We start from the raw sequence: 20,450 nt of genomic DNA, 5'->3' as shown, positions 1-20,450 counted from the left end.
GCATATTCTTAACACATGCCCGTAGCTCATGCCTGCAAACATGGATTAAGCCTTGTTTGCGGGTATTTCTCTCTATCCCATCTAATTAAAATATCTTACACTGTGTCAATTAGTTAGTTTCAAGCAAGGACAGTGTAAAGTGCTGAATATAATTCAATCAAATCGCATGGAAGCACTGCAAGCGCGGTTTCACGCTCTTCTTAAAGTTAATCCATTAACGAGTCCCTTTAAAAAAGAAATTGTGCTTGTGCAGTCACCGGGCATGTCGCAGTGGCTAAAAATAGGTTTAAGTGAACACTTAGGGATTGCCGCTCAGGTTGATTTTCCGTTGCCTTCGAGTTTTATATGGCAGCTTTATCAGCAATTGCTGCCTGATGTACCCAGTGAATCACCGTATAACAAAGCTAACCTTGCTTGGAAGCTGTTTGCGATTTTACCAAACTGCATTGATGAGCCGCTGTATTTACCACTGAAAACCTATTTAGATGGTGACAGTGAGGGGCAAAAAACCTTTGCCTTGTGCGAGAAAATTGCCGACGTTTATGACCAATATTTAATGTATCGCCCTAATTGGATTGCCACTTGGGAGCAGGGCATCGATGAGCTTGATGATGTTGATGTGGGTATTGCGCCATGGCAGCCAGATCTTTGGCGCAAGCTGGTGGCGCACAGTAAAGAGCTTGGGCAAAGCCAATATCACCGCGCCAACATGCAAGACAAACTCCTTGCAGCCCTTGAAAAAATGGACGCAAGCTTATTACCTGAGCGTATTAGTTTATTTGGTATTTCTGCAATTGCGAGCAGCCAGCTTGAAGTGTTTCAGGCTATTGCGAAAAAAACGCAGGTATTTTTGTTTTTCTTCAACCCCAGTGAGCATTACTGGGGCGACACACTCGATGAAAAAACAGCAGCCAAAATTGCTGCTAAATATGCCAAACGCCCGCAGTTACAAGCACTTGAAGACAGCGCTAAAAACCCTGATCACGAGTACTTTTTTATTGGTAATCCGCTACTCTCGTCATGGGGTAAATTAGGCCGAGACTATTTTGAGCAGCTACTACAACTAGATGCGCAGTGGCTAGACGGATTCGATAACGATTTTGATCAAAGCTTGCTATCGCAAATTCAGTCTGAAATTTACCAATTAGCCTTCAAGGGTGAGTCATTAACGCCTGATAAAGAATGGTTCATTAATGACGAAGGCAAACTGCCAATTCAGGCAAATGATACCAGCATTGTGCTGAGCGATTGTCACACGCCACTTCGTGAAGTAGAAAGACTACATGATTACTTACTCAATTTATTCAATGAAAATAAAGCGCTAACACCGAAAGATATTATTGTAATGATGCCGGATGTTGGCACATACAGCCCGTATATTGAGGCGGTGTTTGGTGGTGCCGAAGGGCGACGCTTTATCCCTTATGCGTTAGCCGATTTAGCGATAGAGCAAGAAAAACCTGTGCTTAGCTCGTTTGCCAGTTTAGCTGATTTACCTTACTCACGCTTTGGTGTGTCTGACATTCTTGATTTACTGCAAGTCACACAAATTGCCGAAAAATTTAACCTCGAAGCCCATGAATATGAGCAAATTGGTTTTTGGCTTGAACGCGTTGGCGTTAAATGGGGCTTAGATGCCGCCCACAAAGACAGTTTTGGCTTACCCGCAATAGATTTAAACACTTGGCAACATGGCCTAAACCGCTTGTTATTAGGTGTTGCACAACGTGATGAACAATTGCCGTTTTCGGGGATTTACAGTGCCGATGAAGTTGAGGGCATGGCATTAAATACTTTAAATAAACTCATTGAATTTATTGATGTACTGGCCCGTTATAAAGCTAAGCTTCAAGCCGATGCACCGCTTAACGAAAAGGCAGAAATTCTAAAAGAATTATTAAACGATGTGTACAGCGATGAAGGCGAACAAAGCTGGGATTTATTAGTACTGCAAAAAGTGCTCGATACACTGATTAAGCATTATGACAATGGCGATTACCAACAAGCTGTTTCGCAGCGCATTGTTAGTTACCTTGTAAAACAAGGTATTCAAGAAAAAGGCGTAGGACAGCGCTTTTTAGTGGGGCAAGTTAACTTTTGTACGCTGATGCCAATGCGTGCAGTGCCATTTAAAGTGGTGTGCATGCTAGGTTTAAATGATGCGGATTATCCGCGTACCGTTCAGCCAATCGGTTTTGACTTAGTGCCTTTCTCAAAACGCCAAAAAGGCGACCGCTCTCGCAAACTTGATGACCGTTACCTGTTTTTAGAAGCGATTTTAAGTACCCGTGAGAATTTATACATCAGTTATATTGGCCGTTCTTGTTTTGATAACCAACCAAGAATGCCCTCAACTTTAGTGAGCGAGCTGTTGGAATATATAGCCCGTAGTTTTGAATTTGCTGACAAAGACACTCACTTAAAGCTACCAGAGGCGCTAATTAATTATCAGCACTTACAGCCATTTAACCCAGCTTATTATCTGACCACTAACAAAGAAGGTAATAAAAGCCAAACTGATGACGAGCAAAAAGCAAACAAACCGTTAGCCACACAATTACACAGCTATAACCCCGTGTGGATGCCAGCTCAACCTGTTAATCCTGAGCCACAGCAAGCGCTCAGTGTTCAGCCAGAAAGCAGTGTTGAGTTAACTCAGTTTATTCGCAGTATTTGCCAGCCGCACGAGAGCTTTTATCAGCAAAGTTTGGGTTTACGCTTACCGCAATTTAACGATATTGCTAAAGATGAAGAGCCATTTAGTTTAGACGCATTACGCCGCTACTTTTACCTCGATGAAATTCTCGAAGCGAGCATTCAAGAGCTACCGCTTAATAAAGCGCAAATTATGCAGCGCGGTGAATTACCCCAAGCCCATGTTGGCGACCTTGTGTTTGAAAGTATGCAGCACCGAGTTGATGCGCTTGCAGGGCAAGTGAAAGCGCATATTCAAGGTGATGAAGCATTACCCGTTGAAGTAAATATTAAAATAGCCAATACCACACTAGAAGGTTGGTTAAATCATATTTATGGTCAAAAACAGGTGTTTTATCGCACCGCCAGTATTAAAGCAAAAGATGTAATTCGTGGCTTTGTGCATCATTTAGCGGCGCAAATAATGGGGCAACCTGTTGAAACCCTCATTCTTGGTTTAGACAAGCAAATTAGTTTTTCACCCTTGTCAGAAGACGATGCCCGTAAGTATTTAAACGATTGGTTCTCGCTTTATGAAACGCTTTTAACTCGCCCAGTGGCGTTTTTTCCGGTCAGTGGTTACGAGTACATAAAAACAGATAGAGACATGGTTAAAGCAAACAATAAATTCGCGCCGCAATACATAGGCATAGGTGAAGGTGAAAACCCATACATTCGCTTAACCATAAAAAGCCTTAAAGACTGTGAAGAAGAGTTTATAAAATGGAGCGAACTGCTGTTATCGCCAATTGTTGAATTAGCACAGGAGGCCGATCATGCAAACGCTTAATCCAATGAGTATGGCGCTGTGTGGGCAAAGCCTTATCGAAGCCAGTGCCGGTACAGGCAAAACCTACACCATCACAGGTTTGTATTTACGGTATTTGTTGGGCTTACAAAAAGCGACCGGTGAAGATGAAGCATTAAATACGCCTCTAAGTGTTGAGCAAATACTGGTGGTGACTTTCACCGAGGCTGCAACCCAAGAAATTAAAGACCGTGTGCGGGCGCGTATAATCGATGCCAGAGATGCACTGCTTGGTAAAAAGCCAGATGATGAGCTGATTGAGCAAGTAATTAATGAGGTAACTGACAAACACGCCGCATTTGATTTGCTAGACGCTGCGGCAAAGTCGATGGATGAAGCCGCTATATTCACCATTCATGGCTTTTGTCAGCGAATGCTGAAACAACATGCTTTTGAATCTGGCGTGGCGTTTAACTTAGAGTTTATTTTAGATGAGCGTGAGCTTATTCAAGAAACCCTTAATGACTTTTGGCGTGCCTTTGTTTACCCACAATCAAAAGAGCGCACGCAAGCAATTACAGATATTTTCCCCGTGCCGGCGTCACTGTATTCACAGGTGGTGAGTTTACTCAACAAACAAGGGGCAACAATTACCCCTGAGTATGACCTTGACGATATATGGCAAGCGCGCGACAACTTTGTGGCAAAAGTACCTGCATTTAAAAAGGCGTGCGTTGAGAGTGAATTTATTAATGCTTTAAAAGCATCTGATCTGAGCAAGTCTAAAACACCTGCACATAAAAACAGCCTTGCAGCGCTTGAAGAATACCTAAACAATGACGAATTGTTTTTTGTATTTGGTACCAGTAAATACTCGTTTGAAGTGTGGAGCACAGAGAATTTAAGCAACCCTGCGAATTATAAGAAAAACGGCAGCTTACTTAGTCATGCAATGCAGGCTCAGTTTGATGAAATGGCCACTCTCAGTAGCCTAATCAATAACGGTTTGAATATTGCGATAGTGCAATACGCTGCTAAATGGGTGGCAAGTGCATTAGTTAAACGCAAGCAAGAGCAAGGCGTTATTACTCCAGATGATTTACTGAGTAACTTGCATCAGGCACTTTTAAGTGAGCAAGGCCAAGCATTAAGTGAAAAAATTGCCGCATTGTTTCCGGTTGCCATGATTGACGAATTCCAAGATACCGACCCAGTTCAATATGGTATTTTTAGCCGCATTTATGGCATTAAAAACACCACGCTTGCCATGATAGGTGATCCAAAACAGGCTATTTATGGTTTCCGTGGTGCAGATATTTTTACTTATATTGGCGCAAAACAAGCTGTTTCAGATGATAAGCAATACACCCTAGATACCAACTACCGCTCAAGTGAAGGGGTTGTTGATAGCGTAAACCGTTTATTTGCTAAAAATGACAATAGCTTTATTTATAACGACGCAATCCCATTTCAAAAGGTTAATGCGAAGGGAAAACAGCAAGACAAAGCGTTTTTAATGAACGGTGAAATGCCAAGTGCGTTTGAATTTTCGGTTTTTGTTGATGAATACGCCGAAGCGAACAACAAGCCAACCAGCAAAGGGGGGGCTCAACAGGCATTGGCTTTGCAGTATACGAAAAAAATTACTGAGCTACTCAAGCAAGCCGATGCAGGCGCTGCAACTATTGCAGGAAAGCCTCTCACTGCCGCCGATATCTGCGTGCTAGTGCGTGACCGAAACGAAGCACAGCTGATGAAAAACGCACTAGCAGAAGCCGCCATTGCCAGTGTGTATTTATCGCGAGATAGTGTTTTTAACCAAGAGCTTAGTCATCATTTACTGAACTTTTTAACGGCCTTGCATGGACAGTATGATGAATCATTACTGCGTGGTGTACTAGCAGGGCCATTGTTTTGTTTAAGCTACAACCGTATTTATGAGCTTCACGAAAATGAAAGTGCATGGCAAGAACATTTAAACTTTTTTGCTCAGCTTGCTCATATTTGGCATAAACAGGGCGCTATGGCGATGCTCGAGCGTTTATTAAGCCATAATCAGCTCGCAGCACGTTGGCAGGGCTTAGGTTACAACGTTGAGCGCTGGCTCACCGATTTCCGCCATTTAGGGGAAATCTTACAGCAAAAGCAAATTGAGCTTGAGGGAACCCATCGATTGTTGCGTTGGTTTGCGCAAAAAGTTAGTCAACAAGATGGTGAAGCGGTGCAAGTACGCCTAGAAAGCGATGCTAACTTGGTGAAAATTGTCACTATGCACGCCTCAAAAGGCTTAGAGTACCCGATTGTATTCATGCCGTTTGCCTGTGGCTATCGGGAAAGCAAAGAAGCCCTTTATCATAAAGACGGTAAGCTGATTTATGACCTTGCTAAAAGTGACGACGCAATGCAAAAAGCAGAGCAAGAGCGCTTGGCTGAAGATTTACGCTTGCTCTATGTGGCATTGACTCGTGCCGTGCATTTTTGCTCTGTGGGTATGTATAACATTGCCCAAGGTCGTAGTGCTCGCCCTGGAATTCAAAGTACCAGTATCGGCCACGTATTATTTGCAGGGTTAGAGATTAAATCGGGCGATGAATGGCGCACGTTGCTACAACAATTTTGTGAAGGCTCTTCGCACATGCACTATGAGGCGTTTAGCGAAGCGGATGAGCTTGAAAAGTTAACATTTGCTGGTGCAGACAGTGAGCAAGCCTACCAAGTTAATACTGTTAAAGCAGACATTCAGCGTGATTGGCGCTCAACCAGCTTTAGTAGCTTAACGTTGAAAAAGCATACTGATCATATTGAGCTTGGCCGCAGTGATGAAGACCACGAAAAAGATGAGTTTTTAGCCCAAAATGCCAATGCTTTAACACCTTACAGCTTCCCAAAAGGGGCAAAGCCGGGTAGTTGTTTGCATGAAATATTTGAGCAATTAGACTTTACCGACCCTTATGCGTTAAAGCGTCCAGCCATGGAGCAAGACGACCACGCCCTAGATAAAGTGATCAAAACGTTATTCGAAAAATACCATATTGACGATAGCTGGCAGGAAATGACCGAGCAGTGGATCCTTGCTGCACTGAATTGCCCATTAAACGATAAAGGGCTTAGTTTATCAGTACTTGAACCTGAGACCTGTTTGGTCGAAATGGAATTTAACTTACCCCTGTTATCACTCTCAAGTGATAAGCTTAACCAAGTGTTGGTAAAGCACTTTAATTTACCCGGGCAGCTTGATTTTAGTGAGGTGCAAGGCTTACTAAAAGGCTTTATAGATTTAATATTTTGTTGGCAGGGTAAGTATTATATTCTTGATTATAAATCGAACTTTTTAGGCAATAGTGCGGCTGACTACCAACATGAGCAACTAGAGCAAGCCATGACCAGTCACCAGTATCATTTGCAGTATTTGATATATACCGTGGCATTGCACCGCTTATTAAAACAACGTATTCAAGATTACGATAGCGATACGCATTTAGGCGGTGTTTACTACACCTTCTTACGTGGCATGAGCGAAGGGCAAGGGGTGTATTTTAATCAGCTTACGAAACAGCAAATAACTGAGCTTGATAGCTTATTCGCACAAGGAGCCATGCTATGAGTCAAATGACATTCGGCTTTGATGACCATGAGCCAAACGAGCCAATGAATAAGCAGCCAGAACAACCAGCACAACATGCCCAAAGCGATTTAGTGTTGCCTGCCACAGAACTTAAAACACAGCCGTTACTGAGTTATTTACTTGAGGCAAAACGTATTCGCTTAGTTGATGTGAAACTCGCAGAGCTATTGACTGGCACAGAGACTGTAACCGGTTCACAAACACTGATAGAGAATAACAAAGCAGCGCACAGTGAGGTTTTTTACCTGATTTTATTACTTGCGGCTGCGCAGCAAAGTCAGCACAGCTGTTTAGAGCTCGTGAATATAAACTGGCAAAATCCGTTTGAAATTAAACAGCAAAGCCTAGCTGATGCCAGCATTGCAGCCCCTGAGGTTTTAACCCCGTTTGATATGGAATTTGGCCTTAATGAGGCTGTTAATAAACTAATGAATGCTGAGTGTGTCGGGGACGACAAACCACTGCTATTGTTTGCGAATAAACTTTACTTTGCCCGATTGGCAGAGTACGAAACCACACTGGCATCGCGTTTACATCATTTAGCAACGAAAGAACTCTCCCTTGATGAAGCCGCATTAACAGCACTACTTGAGGTGTATTTTCCTAGCAGTGAACATACACCCAACCCAAGCGATCCTATTAAAACATTAAACTGGCAAAAAGTAGCCTGTGCGATTGCCGCAACAAAAGGCTTTAGTGTGATCACTGGCGGCCCAGGTACCGGTAAAACCACCACAGTAACTAAGCTACTAGCAATATTACAATCTTTGTATGCCAGTGCACCGCTAACAATAAAGCTGGTTGCACCGACAGGTAAAGCGGCAGCGCGTTTAACCGAGTCGATTTTAGGGGCAAAGCAAAAGCTTAGTATGATCCCTGATAATATCGCGCCACTTATTCCTGAGAGCGCGCAAACGATTCACCGTTTACTGGGCGTTATTCCGCATACCAATAAGTTTCGCCATAACAAGCGTAATCCGCTGCATTTAGATGTACTGATCATTGATGAGGCATCGATGGTAGATTTATCGCTTATGGCAAAACTAATCGAGGCACTTCCAAGCCATGCAAGACTTATTTTACTGGGTGATAAAGACCAATTAGCCTCGGTTGATACGGGCAGTATTCTTAGCGACCTCTGCCAAGGCTTAGAGCTTGGCAAAATGCCAGATTACAGCAGTGAAAGAGCAGCGCAGCTTAATCGCGTTTGTTTTAATAATCAGAGCGAGATACCTGCGGCGAGCAGTCATTTTGTACTTAACGATTGTATTGCGTTTTTACAGCAAAGTTATCGTTTTGATGGCAGCAGCGGCATTGGTCAATTAGCACAAGCTGTAAATACCAATAACACAGGCTTACTGGGCTACGTTGAGCAAACGATTAATCAAGGTGGCTTTAAAGACCTTAAACTTAATTACAGCGTGATCAGTAAACCGATTGAGTATTTTGTGCAACAAGCGGCGTTGCAATATCACGATTATTTGCAGCTTATCCAGCAAGGGGCAAGTGTTGCCAATGTGCATAAAGCATTTGCGCATTATCAGTTACTGGCTGCCGTCAGAGAGGGTGATTACGGTGTAAATAGCCTTAATCAGCGTATTGAAAAAGCACTGGCTCAACAAGGTTTAATTTCGCCATATCAAAGGCATTACGTGGGTATGCCAATTATGATCAGCCAAAATGACTATCAGTTAAAGCTGTTTAATGGCGACATAGGTATTTTAATGAATGATGAGCAAGGTCAGTTAAAAGCCATGTTTGTTGATGAACAAGAAAATATTCGCGCCTTTTCGCCCGCCCGTTTACCTGCTCATGATAAAGTGTATGCCATGACAATTCATAAGTCGCAAGGCTCTGAATTTGCTTATACCGCAATGATTTACCGCCAATAAAACAGGCTAATCAGGGCATTAACAGGCAATTGGTTTACACGGGTATCACCCGCGCGAAAACCACATTTGAGCTGGTGGCAGATAAAAATGTATTGCTTATGGCAATGAATAAATCCGTTACTCGTGCATCAGGTTTATACGATAGGTTAAAACATGAAGCTAGTTAAAGTAACGAGTGATCAACTCAACGAGTTAATGGGTTGGTTTAACACAGAGGCCGAACTGCGTATTTGGTCTGGGCCATTTTTTAATTACCCATTTGATAAGCAAAGCTTTAAAAACGATTTAAACCTAGATGCGCTGAATTCCTTCGCGTTGGTTAATGACGAAGGCCAGATGTTAGGGTTTGGTCAATACTATCTACGTGAAGGTCGTTGCCATTTAGGACGGCTAGTTATCGCGCCAAGTGAGCGAGGCAAAGGTCTTGCGAAAGTGTTGATAAATTTACTAGGAGAGCAGGGCAAACAGCAGTTGCAGTGTGATAGCTTGTCGTTGTTTGTGTATAGCCACAATACCCTTGCTAAAACAGCCTATGAAAAACTGGGGTTTATACAAACCCAGTACCCCGCTGACATGCCACTCGATGGCTGTATTTATATGACTTGCTAAGAGCGTTTAAAGCTGCTTTTACGAAACAGATTAGGTTGCCAGCCAAAGTGTATGGCGCCTAATCGTAAACATACCGTCACAGTAAATGCACCAATAATGCACCAAATATAACTCACCTCAAGGGTGAATAAAGCCGCGTAAGTTAACCCGCCAGATAAGCAAGCGGTTGAATAGAGTTCTTCGCCCATGACCAGAGGCACTTCACGGCAGATCACATCACGCATCAGGCCGCCAAAAATACCCGTGGTCATACCCATGGTGATGGCAACAATCATATCTGCGCCGCCAATCAGTGCCTTTTCGATACCAATAATGTTGAAAATAGCCATCCCTACGGCATCCATTAATAGCATGGTGGTGTTACTTAAATCGGGTAAGTGACGAATTGATAGAATAGACGCGAATATGGCTATGTAAGTTGCGTACAAATAATCGGGCTGAGCTATCCAAAATACCGGTTTGTTAAGTAATATGTCTCGAAGTGTGCCACCACCCAAGGCGGTGACTGTGGCAACGACCACCACACCAAAACCACCAACACTTTTTTCATGACCCAGTAAAGTGCCAGAAATAGCAAAAAACGCTACACCGATAATGCTTAAAAAATGAAAGTATTCTGATGTCATGGGGCTTCCTTACCTGTTAGTAAGTTAACCCTAGCAAAATGAGCTTTATTGATGCTGAACAGCAAAGAAAATAGGGCGGGTAATGGATGTCACCCGCCAGTAGGATTAGTGATTATCTCAATCCGCTTATTTTAGGTAATCAACCACTAATTGCGTCATTGCATTTACGCCAAGCTGTAAAGCTTTTTCGTCTGCAAAAAAATGTGGTGAATGGTTACTTGGTGCTGTAACTGCATCTTGACCTTTTGGTGTTACACCTAAGAAAAAGAACATGCCTGGTGTTTCTAAGGCGTAGTAACTAAAGTCTTCGGCACCTGTGATAAGTGGCGTTGTGATCAGGTTTTCTTTACCAACTACACCAGCAAGTGTTGGTGTCATTTTCTTGGTTAATTCAACATCGTTCACTGTTACTGGGTAACCATGGTCAATGTGAACATGTGCTTCTGCGCCACCTGATTCAGCTACCATCTCAGCGGTTTTAGCTAAACGTTTTTTTATGTCAGCACGCATTTCTTGGTCAAAGGTACGAATTGTGCCCACCATTTCAACTTCATCAGGGATGATGTTGTTACGCACACCGCCATTAATGGCACCAAATGAAACCACAGAAGGCGCTTTGGTCACATCAACTTGGCGAGAAGCGATGGTTTGTGTTGCCATAATAATTTGTGATGACGCCACAATTGGGTCAACCCCATTCCAAGGGCGAGAACCGTGAGTTTGGCGACCTTTTACTGTGATAGTAAATTTGTCGGCGCTGGCCATTAGTGGCCCTTCACGAAAACCAATTTGTCCGGTATTAAGAGAGCTGGTTACGTGTAAACCAAATACGGCTTCTGGCTTTTCTTTAAATAAGCCTTCTTTAAGCATAAGCTCTGCTCCGCCTTCTTCGCCATCTGGTGCACCTTCTTCAGCAGGTTGGAAGACAAACAGAATATCACCCGCGAGCTCTTCTTTAATTTTTACTAAAGACTCAGCGGCTGCCATTAAAATAGCCACATGGTTATCATGACCACAGGCATGCATTACGCCAACGGTATTGCCTTTGTACTCTGTTGTTTGAGTTGACGCGAAAGGTAAGTCTACTTGCTCTTTAACAGGTAATGCATCCATATCAGCACGTAGCGCAATAAGCGGACCTTTTTTGCCCCCCTTAAGTTTGGCAACTACACCGGTATGTGCCACACCTGTTTGAACCTCAAGGCCTAGAGAACGTAAATGCTTAGCCACGTATTTAGCTGTTTCAAACTCACGGTTACTAAGCTCTGGGTTTTGATGCAAATGACGGCGCCATTTAATGACTTTTTCGCTGACACTTTTATTTGCAGATTTAAGTTCAGAATTAATATCACTAGCAAATGCAGGGGTAGAAATAGCACTGAGAAGTAGGCTGGTCGAAAGTAGTTTGTTTAACATCCCGTATCCTTTTATTATTAATTACTAATTATTTAATCAATGTAAAGTATAAACACTTGAATGAACAAGACCTTTCGGTAATTAACCAAGACAAATGGTTTAAAAATCGCACACAAATATTTAGGGACAAGCTAGTAAAAAATGCTAAATTAATCACCTTAAATGCGGGTGATGCATTGTTTTTGCGTGGTGATGAAAATACCGGTCTGTATTGTGTTATTAATGGCGTGCTTAGAGTTTCTGGGGTTAATAGCCAAGGCAAAGAAGCGGTGCTCAGTTTTGTAACCAGTGCAATGTGGTTTGGTGAAGTGGCTCTGTTTGATGGTGGTCAACGTACCCACGATGTGTATGCTCAAACTGCGGTACGGCTTTTACACGTTCCTGAGCGGGCATTAAGCCAGTTTTTACAAGAACATCCTGCTTATTGGCATGACTTTGGGCTGCTTCTTACCAATAAAGTACGAAACCTGTTTGACTCATTAGAAGATCACGCACTCCTTACAGCAAAGCAAAAGGTGAGTAAGCGTTTATGCATGCTTTATCAATCGTCACACCAAAGCTGTTTGCCGCTTACCCAGCAACAACTTGCCGATATGACCTATTTAACACGGCAAACCATCAATCAAATATTACAATCTCTGCAAGCTGATTCAATTATTAATCTTAAATATCAATCGATTGAAATTGTTGATATCGATAAATTGCAATCTCAATGCTAGTTTGGAACTATAATTGCTACAAAGTTGTAATCAAGCTTAAATGGAAGACAACTTGTGGCAATTACATTTCATAATCAATATAACCCTTATCACGCTTCGGCTGCTGCTAAGTTGTCGCAAATAACACGCATTGATGATGTGAAAGCCATGCATACGCCTGCATCTTCAGCACACCAACTTTTACAAAAGCAGTCTGAGCCCAGTTCTTTTTTAGCACAGGCGCAAGAAGCCTTGGTTTATCAGCGACTCGGGGTTGATAAAGAGAAAATTGACGAAATAAAAGCGCAAATAGAAAAACTTGCCGAACAAATGCAGCAACAAGGTGCCGACACCAAAGCACTGCAAGAAAAAATGAATGAGCTGCAAGCGATGCTTGATGAAGAGTATCAAAAAGGACGCGAACGCATGGATATGCAGCCAGAAGCTGAAAAAGGCAAAGTTATTGATGCGTTGGTTTAATGTGTGAGTTTAAGCTAGCTACTGTAAATGTCGGATAGTTGACATTCTTGGCGGTGAATTATCTGCTAATCTGAGTTTTGAACACAGTTTTGGCAGGAAAAATAATGAAAACATTAAAACAACAACTGACAAATTATGCCCTTTATCACCGTTCTAAACGCAATATTTACACTCACTTTATTGGCATTCCATTAATTGTGTTTGCGATTATTTGTTTATTGCAACGCGTCACGCTTATCTCAGAGCCTGCTGTTATCTCCTTGGCAACCGTGGTGATTGTATTCACTTGTCTTTATTACTTAATGCTTAGCTTATCTATGGGGTTAATTATGGCTGTATGCTTAAGTGCGTTAAGCATTGCTGCTGAGCCTGTGGTGTCGCTTTCAATAGAGTTATGGCTCGCTGTGAGTATTGGCAGTTTCGTGGTGGGTTGGGTGTTTCAGTTTATTGGTCACTATTTTGAAGGTAAAAAGCCAGCCTTTGTTGACGATTTAATTGGTTTGGTAATAGGGCCTTTATTTGTATTAGCAGAGTTCTTGATTATGCTTGGTTTTTATAAAGATATTGCTGATCATATTGAACAACATGCAGGGCCTAACAAAGCATAACAACAATAATAAGGAACACACATGCAATTAAATGGCAAAACAGTCTGGGTTACAGGGGCATCTTCTGGGATTGGTGAGGCACTTTGTGAGCAACTAGCAGCTAAAGGGGCAACGCTAATACTATCTGCCCGCAATGAAGATAAGCTCAATAAGCTGAATAAACGGCTCGGTGGCAATCATCACGTGGTTGCCCTAGATTTGGCGAAACCTGAATCCTTACTTGAAGATATGCCCGCAGTGATTGAGCGAATTGGCCGCATTGATGTGCTTATCAATAACGGTGGAGTGTCGCAGCGCAGTTTATTTTTAGAAAATGAATTCACTGTGTATCGCCAACTGATGGAAGTAAACTACTTTGGTTTAATTGCCTTAACCAAGGCGGTCGTACCCCAGATGGTTAACCAAGGTATGGGCATGGTGGTCTCAATTAGCAGTGTGGCGGGTAAAGTCGGTTCAAAGTTCAGAACTGGTTATTCGGGCTCTAAATATGCGGTTGTTGGCTTTATGGATTGCTTAAGAGCAGAATTAGCCGATAAAAATGTGAATTGCCTGACTATTTGCCCGGGTTCAATTAAAACAGCGATTGCGCATAATTCATTAGATGGCCAAGGTAAACCGCAAAATAAACCAGAACAATCAATCGAAAACGGTATGGATGTGGCAAAAGCGGCTGCAAAAATGATTAAAGCCATTGAAGCCGAGAAAGATGAAGTTGTTATAGGTGAAGGGATAAGTGGTTTAGCACCAACTATTAAGCGTTTTTTCCCGGGCTTTTTTAATCGCCTCACAGCAAAAATGAACTACAGATAATTTATTATCATTTGTTAGTGAATGATTCTCAGTAAACAATGCGCAACTTGGGTTGCGCATTTTTTGTACCAAATGGTCGGATTATTATCACTTTAATCGATAAAAGGCACTAGTTTGCTATGGTTAAACGGGGATGGATTAGCATACAATGGGGTAAAAGTAGTCCAAACAAGAGAGAACAACAATGGCCGCATTTGGTACTGTATTTATGCCACAAATGATCCAAGCACGTTTTGCTGATAACTCATGGAGTGAAAGCGCGCTGGTCCCATCTGATAAAATCGAATTACATGCGGGTGCTCACGTATTACATTACTCAAGCACCTGTTTTGAAGGATTAAAAGCTTTTCGTCACGAAGATGGCTCGGTCTATATCTTTCGTATGGATGCTAACATTGCGCGTATGAAACAAAGCTCTAAGTTACTTAACTTACCTGACTTTGACGAAAGCATGCTTGAGCAAATGATCAAAGACATTGTTAAAGAGTATGCAGACGAAACACCCGCACCACCTGGGTCTATGTATATTCGTCCTACGCACATTGGTACAGAAGCGGCTATCGGTAAAGCGGCTGCACCGTCAATGAGTTCACTACTGTATGTATTACTTTCGCCAGTGGGTGATTACTTTGCTGGTGGTGCTACAGCACTACGTGTATTACTTGAAGAAGATGGCATGCGCTGTGCACCTCACATGGGAATGGTTAAAAGTGGTGGTAACTACGCAAGTGCATTAGGCCCAATTTTACAGGCTCGCTCTGAACATAAAGCAGATCAAATCTTATTCTGCCCAGGTGGCGATGTACAAGAAACGGGTGCTGCAAACTTCATTCTAATTGATGGTGATGAAATCATCACAAAAGCACTTGATAGCACATTCTTACACGGTGTGACGCGTAATAGTATTTTAACGATTGCGAAAGATTTAGGTATGACTGTATCTGAGCGCAACTTTACTGTGTCTGAGTTACTAGAAAGAGCTGCTAAGCCGGGTACTGAAGCTGCCTTATCGGGTACCGCTGCGGTACTGACGTCGGTTGGCACGCTTATTCATAACGACCAAGAGTTTAAAGTGGGGTCGGGTGAACCAGGTGAGAAAGTCGCGAAATTACGCCAAGCATTGAATGATATTCAATGGGGTAAATCAGCAGATACTCATGGCTGGTTAACAAAAGTATAATTGCTGAGCGATTACATCGTTATAAAGAGCCACGTAATAACGTGGCTTTTTTGTTTTTACATTGGTTTACAGCAGACCCTGTGTTTAACCGCAAATTGCTAGACATTCTTTTGTATTAACTTTACTTTCAATTTGTTAACAATAACTAAAAAGTAAAATTATTATGATCAAGAAAACGCTTGCATGTGCAATTGTAGTTGCACTGGCGGGGTGTGGTGAATCAACCCCAACAAACACAGAACAAACTGTAAAAACTGCAGAGGTTAAAGCTGCTGTGAATTATCCAGAAACTAAAAAAGGCAATGTTGTTGACGAATATTTCGGTGAGCAAGTAGCAGACCCATATCGTTGGTTAGAAGACGATATGAGCGACGAAACCGCACAATGGGTGAAAGCCGAAAATGACGTTACGTTTTCTTATCTAAAAAATATTCCTTATCGCGATGAGCTTAAAACCACGCTCGAAAAGCTGATGAACTACGAAAAAGTGACAGCGCCGTTTAAAGAGGGTGAGTACACCTACTTTTATAAAAACGATGGTCTACAAAATCAGTATGTGGTTTATCGTAAAAAAGGCGACTCAGAAGCTGAAGTGTTTTTAGATCCAAATACGTTCAGTAGTGACGGCACAACTTCAATGTCGGGTTTAACATTTACTGAAGACGGCACTTTAGCGGCTTATCAAATCTCTGAAGGTGGCAGTGACTGGCGTAAAATTATCATTATTGATACTGCGACTAAACAGCCGATTGAAGAAGCATTAGTCGATGTAAAATTCAGTGGTATCTCTTGGCTTGGCAACGAAGGATTCTATTATTCGAGCTACGATAAGCCAAAGGGCAGTGAGCTGTCTGCAAAAACAGATCAACATAAAGTTTACTACCATAAGTTAGGTACAGCACAAGCTGACGACCAATTAATTTATGGCGGCACAGAGGCACAGAAACATCGTTATATTGGTGCTGAAGTGACCCGTGATAATCGTTATCTAATTATCGCTGCAAGTACTTCAACTTCAGGTAATAAACTGTTTATCAAAGATTTAACTAAGCCTGACAGCACGTTAGTGACGATTTTAGATAACACTGACTCAGATACATCAATTATTGATAATGACGGCTCGAAACTGTATTTGGTGACTAACTTAAACGCACCCAATATGCGTGTAGTGACAGTGGATGCCACTGATCCTACCCCAGAAAATTGGCAAGATTTAATCCCTGAAACTGACAATGTACTTAGCATTTCGAAAGGCGGTGACTACTTCTTTGCTAAGTATATGGTTGATGCGATTTCGCAAGTAAAACAATATGATAAATCAGGTAAATTGGTGCGTGACATCAGCCTGCCAGGTGTAGGTACTGCATATGGCTTTAGTGGTAAGCACGATGCACAAACACTGTATTACTCATTTACGAATTACACTACACCAGGCAATACCTACTCGTTTGATGTTGAGTCAGGAAAGTCTGATGTGTATCGCAAGTCGGGCGCTAAATTTAATAGCGAAGAATATATCTCTGAACAAGTCTTCTATACATCAAAAGATGGCACCAAAGTTCCGATGATTATTTCGTACAAAAAGGGCACCGAACTTAACGCTAAAAATCCGACTATTTTATATGGCTATGGTGGCTTTAACGTAAGCTTAACCCCAAGCTATAGCCCTACAATTGCGGCTTGGCTTGAGCACGGTGGCGTGTATGCTGTTGCTAATATTCGTGGTGGTGGCGAGTACGGTAAAGCGTGGCATGTAAATGGTACGCAGCTTAAAAAGCAAAATGTTTTTGATGACTTTATTGCAGCAGCTGAGTACTTAAATGAAAAACAATACAGTTCACCTGATTACCTAGCGGTACGTGGCGGCTCAAATGGTGGCTTATTAGTTGGTGCGGTTATGACACAGCGCCCTGAGCTATTTAAAGTTGCGCTTCCTGCTGTAGGTGTTTTAGATATGCTGCGTTACCACACCTTTACAGCGGGTGCTGGTTGGGCGTATGACTACGGCACCAGTGAACAAAGTAAAGAAATGTTCGATTACTTAAAAGGCTACTCACCTGTGCACAATGTAAAAGTGGGTGTTAGCTATCCAGCAACCTTAGTGACAACTGGGGATCATGATGACCGTGTTGTGCCTGCGCATTCATTTAAGTTTGCAGCCGAGCTGCAAGAAAAAGGTGCAAAACAAAACCCGTATCTGATTCGCATTGAAACAAATGCTGGTCACGGTGCAGGAACACCTACAAGTAAGATCATCGATCAATACGCTGATATTTATGGCTTTACCCTATACAACATGGGTGTTAAATCGCTATAAGGTTATGTATATATAACTTAACTAGAATTAAAAACGCCGAGCTTAGCTCGGCGTTTTTGTATCGAATAATCGAGATGTTTATAAATCTATACCCAGTGCGAAAATCATTTTGTAATCTTCTTTTTCAGGTACTACCCCGTTTTCATCGGCAATTGGGTCGGCTAAGTAATCCCATACTAATGACATATCAAAGTCGATGTCATCTGTGATTTCAAATTCAAATGCGGCCATTGCATATTGAGAATCACCACCGGCGTCACTGTTTGCAGTTAGGTAGCGATAGTTAAGGGTAAAATCAATTTTTTTGGTGACTTCAAGCTCGTAATTAGTGCCAATAAAATATGACCAAGATGAATTGGATTTTTCTTCTCCGCTAGCGACGGTATCAAACTCAGTTTTTTGATAAGCAGGGCCTGTTGAGAAGTCCCATTCGGTTTTATCGGTATCCATCACATAGTAACCAACACCGGCACCGACAGTGTATTTGTTGGCGATATTTTGAAACGGATCACGGTAGTACTCGAAGAAGATAGGACGGTAATACATTTTTTGGGTCTGAAACCAGTCGAAGGTACCGTTAGCACGAATGTTATTTTTAGTTACTTGTTCATCGCTGGTGGTGCGATAGCCTAAAAACTCTGCGAGAAAACGGCTAGACGCCGTACGGCGCTTGATATCAGCACGCGCTGAATATTCGGTTTGGTCAGTATTGCCTTTTGATATATCAGCGCCCAGCGCTATTTTGACAGTCCACGCGCTTAATTCGCTTTCAACAGAAGGTGCGATAGAAACTAAATCACGGTAACGATATTTAGCTTCTTGTTCACCGACTTTCACATAACCGCCTGAAATATTGAGCGTGCCGCTGAGCTCTGAACCATCATTAAAACGAACAGTATGATGGCGGTCTGAGATGATCATATAAATATCGGCACGGTCAATCATCAATGTGTCGAGTATATCACTGTCGAACTCGACTTCTTTGTCGTACAAAGAGACAAGTTCACCTTTGAGCCATTCGCCAGAGTTAAGTCGTATCCAATCAAAATGGGTGGCATCTTTTATGATTATGCTACGCTCTTCAAGTAGCGGATCAGGAAGTGTTTCTGCGCCGTAGCAAGCAAATGAGCTTGCTACAACAGTACTAATAAGCAAGTATTTTTTGAGCATTATTTCAGTCCATGTTAAATAAAATGCATTCAAAGAAGTGTCATTATTATTACTAATAACTTGTTTAATTCTAGAACAACTCACTGTGCTGTTCAAAAATTAGTTAGGCAGATGGCAAAAACAATCGCTGATAGGTCTTATAAGCATATTCATCACTCATCCCTGATAAATAATCACAAATTATACGCATTGCGTTATCGCCTTGCTGGTGCGCATTAAGCCACATTTCTTGCGTTGTTTCAGGCAGTAACCGCATAGGGTCGCTGGCAAAGGCACTAAATAATTCTATCAGTAGATTTTGCCCTTTAAATTCAACTTGCTGCATCTTTGGCTCACGAATTAAACGTTTAAAAACAAAATGCTTTAGCACATTTAGAATTTCGGCAAATTCATCAGGTAGGCTGACCGTGTATTGTAATATTTTAGATTCGAAATCTGCGTTTTGTACAACTAACTGAGCGTTGATAATAAAGGTGTTAACCAATTCACCAATGGCATCTTTTCGTTCGTACTCGTGATGGGAGAAGAGTCTGGCGGTTATCGAGCTTAAATGGGTCGTTAGCCACGCTGAGTCAAGCTCTTGTAGCTGCTCAAGGGCATGGTTTTGCCAATCTGCTAACGTTAAAACCTCGGTGGCGATAGCGTCTTCTAAATCGTGAACGGCATACGCAATATCGTCAGCTAATTCCATAATTGCTGAGTCTATCGATTTGTAGTGGGTTTTGGCTCTAAATTCATCAACCTTATAATGACTACTTAACAGTGCTTTATCATTATTAGACAGTGGCTCAATGATCCAGTCGAAAACATCTTTATCATCTTTATACAAGCCTTTAGCTGGGCGCCAATGATCGGCTTTAATAAAGCTACGTTGTTCACTTAGAGGTGGAATGCAGTGCCACAAATCATCAATAAAGGCAGGATATTTAATAAAACCCAGCAAGGTGCGTCTGGTCAAATTCATGCCATAGCCATTTGAATAGGGCTCAAGCTTAGAGACAATCCTGAGTGTTTGCGCGTTTCCTTCAAAACCACCGTGCTCACGCATCATGTAATGTAATGCTATTTCACCACCATGACCAAAAGGAGGGTGGCCAATATCATGAGCAAGACACAAGGTTTCGAGTAAGCTACCGCTCGGAAAATTCGTAAATTCAGGGTGTTGCTTTTTCAAGTGGCGTAATAAACCACTGCCAATTTGGGCCACTTCTAATGAGTGAGTAAGACGGGTTCGGTAAAAATCATTCAAGCCAATACCCATAATTTGGGTTTTAGCTTGCAAACGCCTAAATGCAGCGGCGTGAATAATTCGAGAGCGGTCAACTTGCCAAGCTGAGCGATTATCGTTTGGACGATATTTTTGCTGGTCAATAATACGAGCTTGCCAAGATTGGCACATAAAAATAACCTTCCTATTTCACGTTTGGTTGCCTTTAAGTATACGCAAGCGCTTGAAAATTGCGAGCAAATTGGCCGTTTCTTACTCGGTTCTGTATAAACTTTGGGTAGAGTGCTTCGGGCAAATTCGCCAAAAATCCACAGCTTTGGTATACTCCGCCTTTGTATGTGCGTGACGT

General features: G+C 42.2%; 12 protein-coding genes and 2 pseudogenes. 10 read left to right on the top strand and 4 right to left on the bottom strand.

Annotation, left to right across the window (positions count from 1 at the left end):
- Positions 1-139 precede the first annotated feature (139 nt).
- The 4 genes and pseudogenes from recC to C2M33_RS08575 all read left to right on the top strand — a co-directional run bounded on the left by recC (position 140) and on the right by C2M33_RS08575 (position 9,568).
- A complete protein-coding gene (recC, locus tag C2M33_RS08590) occupies positions 140-3,484 on the top strand; it encodes an exodeoxyribonuclease V subunit gamma (protein ID WP_105174264.1) in 3,345 nt (1,114 codons plus the stop codon).
- The gene (gene recB, locus C2M33_RS08585) at positions 3,471-7,046 is read left to right on the top strand and encodes an exodeoxyribonuclease V subunit beta (protein WP_105174263.1); all 3,576 of its coding nucleotides are present in this window, start codon (positions 3,471-3,473) and stop codon (positions 7,044-7,046) included. Before recC ends, recB begins: the two co-directional genes overlap by 14 nt.
- A gap of 44 nt (positions 7,047-7,090) precedes the next feature.
- A pseudogene (gene recD, locus C2M33_RS08580) lies at positions 7,091-9,126 on the top strand (exodeoxyribonuclease V subunit alpha).
- Positions 9,113-9,568: a GNAT family N-acetyltransferase gene (locus C2M33_RS08575; protein WP_105174262.1), complete on the top strand. Its 456-nt coding sequence runs from the start codon at positions 9,113-9,115 to the stop codon at positions 9,566-9,568. Before recD ends, C2M33_RS08575 begins: the two are co-directional and overlap by 14 nt.
- On the opposite strand, the gene C2M33_RS08570 is transcribed toward C2M33_RS08575, so the two are convergent.
- Positions 9,565-10,194 (bottom strand): trimeric intracellular cation channel family protein, encoded by a 630-nt coding sequence (locus tag C2M33_RS08570; RefSeq protein WP_063704772.1) that lies wholly within the window; start codon positions 10,192-10,194, stop codon positions 9,565-9,567. The two genes, C2M33_RS08575 and C2M33_RS08570, sit on opposite strands and share 4 nt — an antisense overlap.
- 126 nt (positions 10,195-10,320) lie before the next feature.
- Complete coding sequence (locus C2M33_RS08565) at positions 10,321-11,610, bottom strand: amidohydrolase (RefSeq protein WP_105174261.1); 1,290 nt, start codon at positions 11,608-11,610, stop codon at positions 10,321-10,323.
- 56 nt (positions 11,611-11,666) lie between these two features.
- On the opposite strand from C2M33_RS08565, the gene C2M33_RS08560 reads away from it, so the two are divergent.
- The 6 genes and pseudogenes from C2M33_RS08560 to C2M33_RS08535 all read left to right on the top strand — a co-directional run bounded on the left by C2M33_RS08560 (position 11,667) and on the right by C2M33_RS08535 (position 17,703).
- A complete protein-coding gene (locus C2M33_RS08560; RefSeq protein ID WP_105174260.1) occupies positions 11,667-12,329 on the top strand; it encodes a Crp/Fnr family transcriptional regulator in 663 nt (220 codons plus the stop codon).
- A gap of 54 nt (positions 12,330-12,383) precedes the next feature.
- Complete coding sequence (locus C2M33_RS08555; RefSeq protein ID WP_063704778.1) at positions 12,384-12,788, top strand: hypothetical protein; 405 nt, start codon at positions 12,384-12,386, stop codon at positions 12,786-12,788.
- Between the two features lie 104 nt (positions 12,789-12,892).
- Positions 12,893-13,396 (top strand): Mpo1 family 2-hydroxy fatty acid dioxygenase, encoded by a 504-nt coding sequence (locus C2M33_RS08550; protein WP_105174259.1) that lies wholly within the window; start codon positions 12,893-12,895, stop codon positions 13,394-13,396.
- Positions 13,397-13,417: 21 nt separating this feature from the next.
- Positions 13,418-14,206: an SDR family oxidoreductase gene (locus C2M33_RS08545; protein ID WP_105174258.1), complete on the top strand. Its 789-nt coding sequence runs from the start codon at positions 13,418-13,420 to the stop codon at positions 14,204-14,206.
- Between the two features lie 178 nt (positions 14,207-14,384).
- Positions 14,385-15,386 (top strand): annotated as a pseudogene (locus C2M33_RS08540) (branched-chain amino acid aminotransferase); the annotation flags it as partial.
- Between the two features lie 163 nt (positions 15,387-15,549).
- Positions 15,550-17,703 (top strand): prolyl oligopeptidase family serine peptidase, encoded by a 2,154-nt coding sequence (locus tag C2M33_RS08535; protein ID WP_105174256.1) that lies wholly within the window; start codon positions 15,550-15,552, stop codon positions 17,701-17,703.
- Between the two features lie 78 nt (positions 17,704-17,781).
- Here C2M33_RS08535 and C2M33_RS08530 read toward each other — a convergent pair whose 3' ends face one another.
- Both C2M33_RS08530 and C2M33_RS08525 read right to left on the bottom strand, forming a co-directional pair.
- Positions 17,782-18,873 carry a DUF481 domain-containing protein gene (locus C2M33_RS08530; protein ID WP_082874070.1) on the bottom strand — a complete coding sequence of 364 codons (1,092 nt, stop codon included), beginning with the start codon at positions 18,871-18,873 and terminating at the stop codon, positions 17,782-17,784.
- A 103-nt stretch (positions 18,874-18,976) separates the two neighbouring features.
- Entirely contained in the window at positions 18,977-20,272 is a 1,296-nt protein-coding gene (locus C2M33_RS08525) for an anti-phage deoxyguanosine triphosphatase (protein WP_105174255.1), read from the bottom strand.
- Positions 20,273-20,450: the final 178 nt, after the last annotated feature.

It is taken from the genome of Pseudoalteromonas sp. T1lg122 (genome assembly GCF_002964825.1).
Taxonomy (GTDB): domain Bacteria; phylum Pseudomonadota; class Gammaproteobacteria; order Enterobacterales; family Alteromonadaceae; genus Pseudoalteromonas; species Pseudoalteromonas gelatinilytica.
This window is presented reverse-complemented; position numbering and strand designations above follow the sequence as displayed.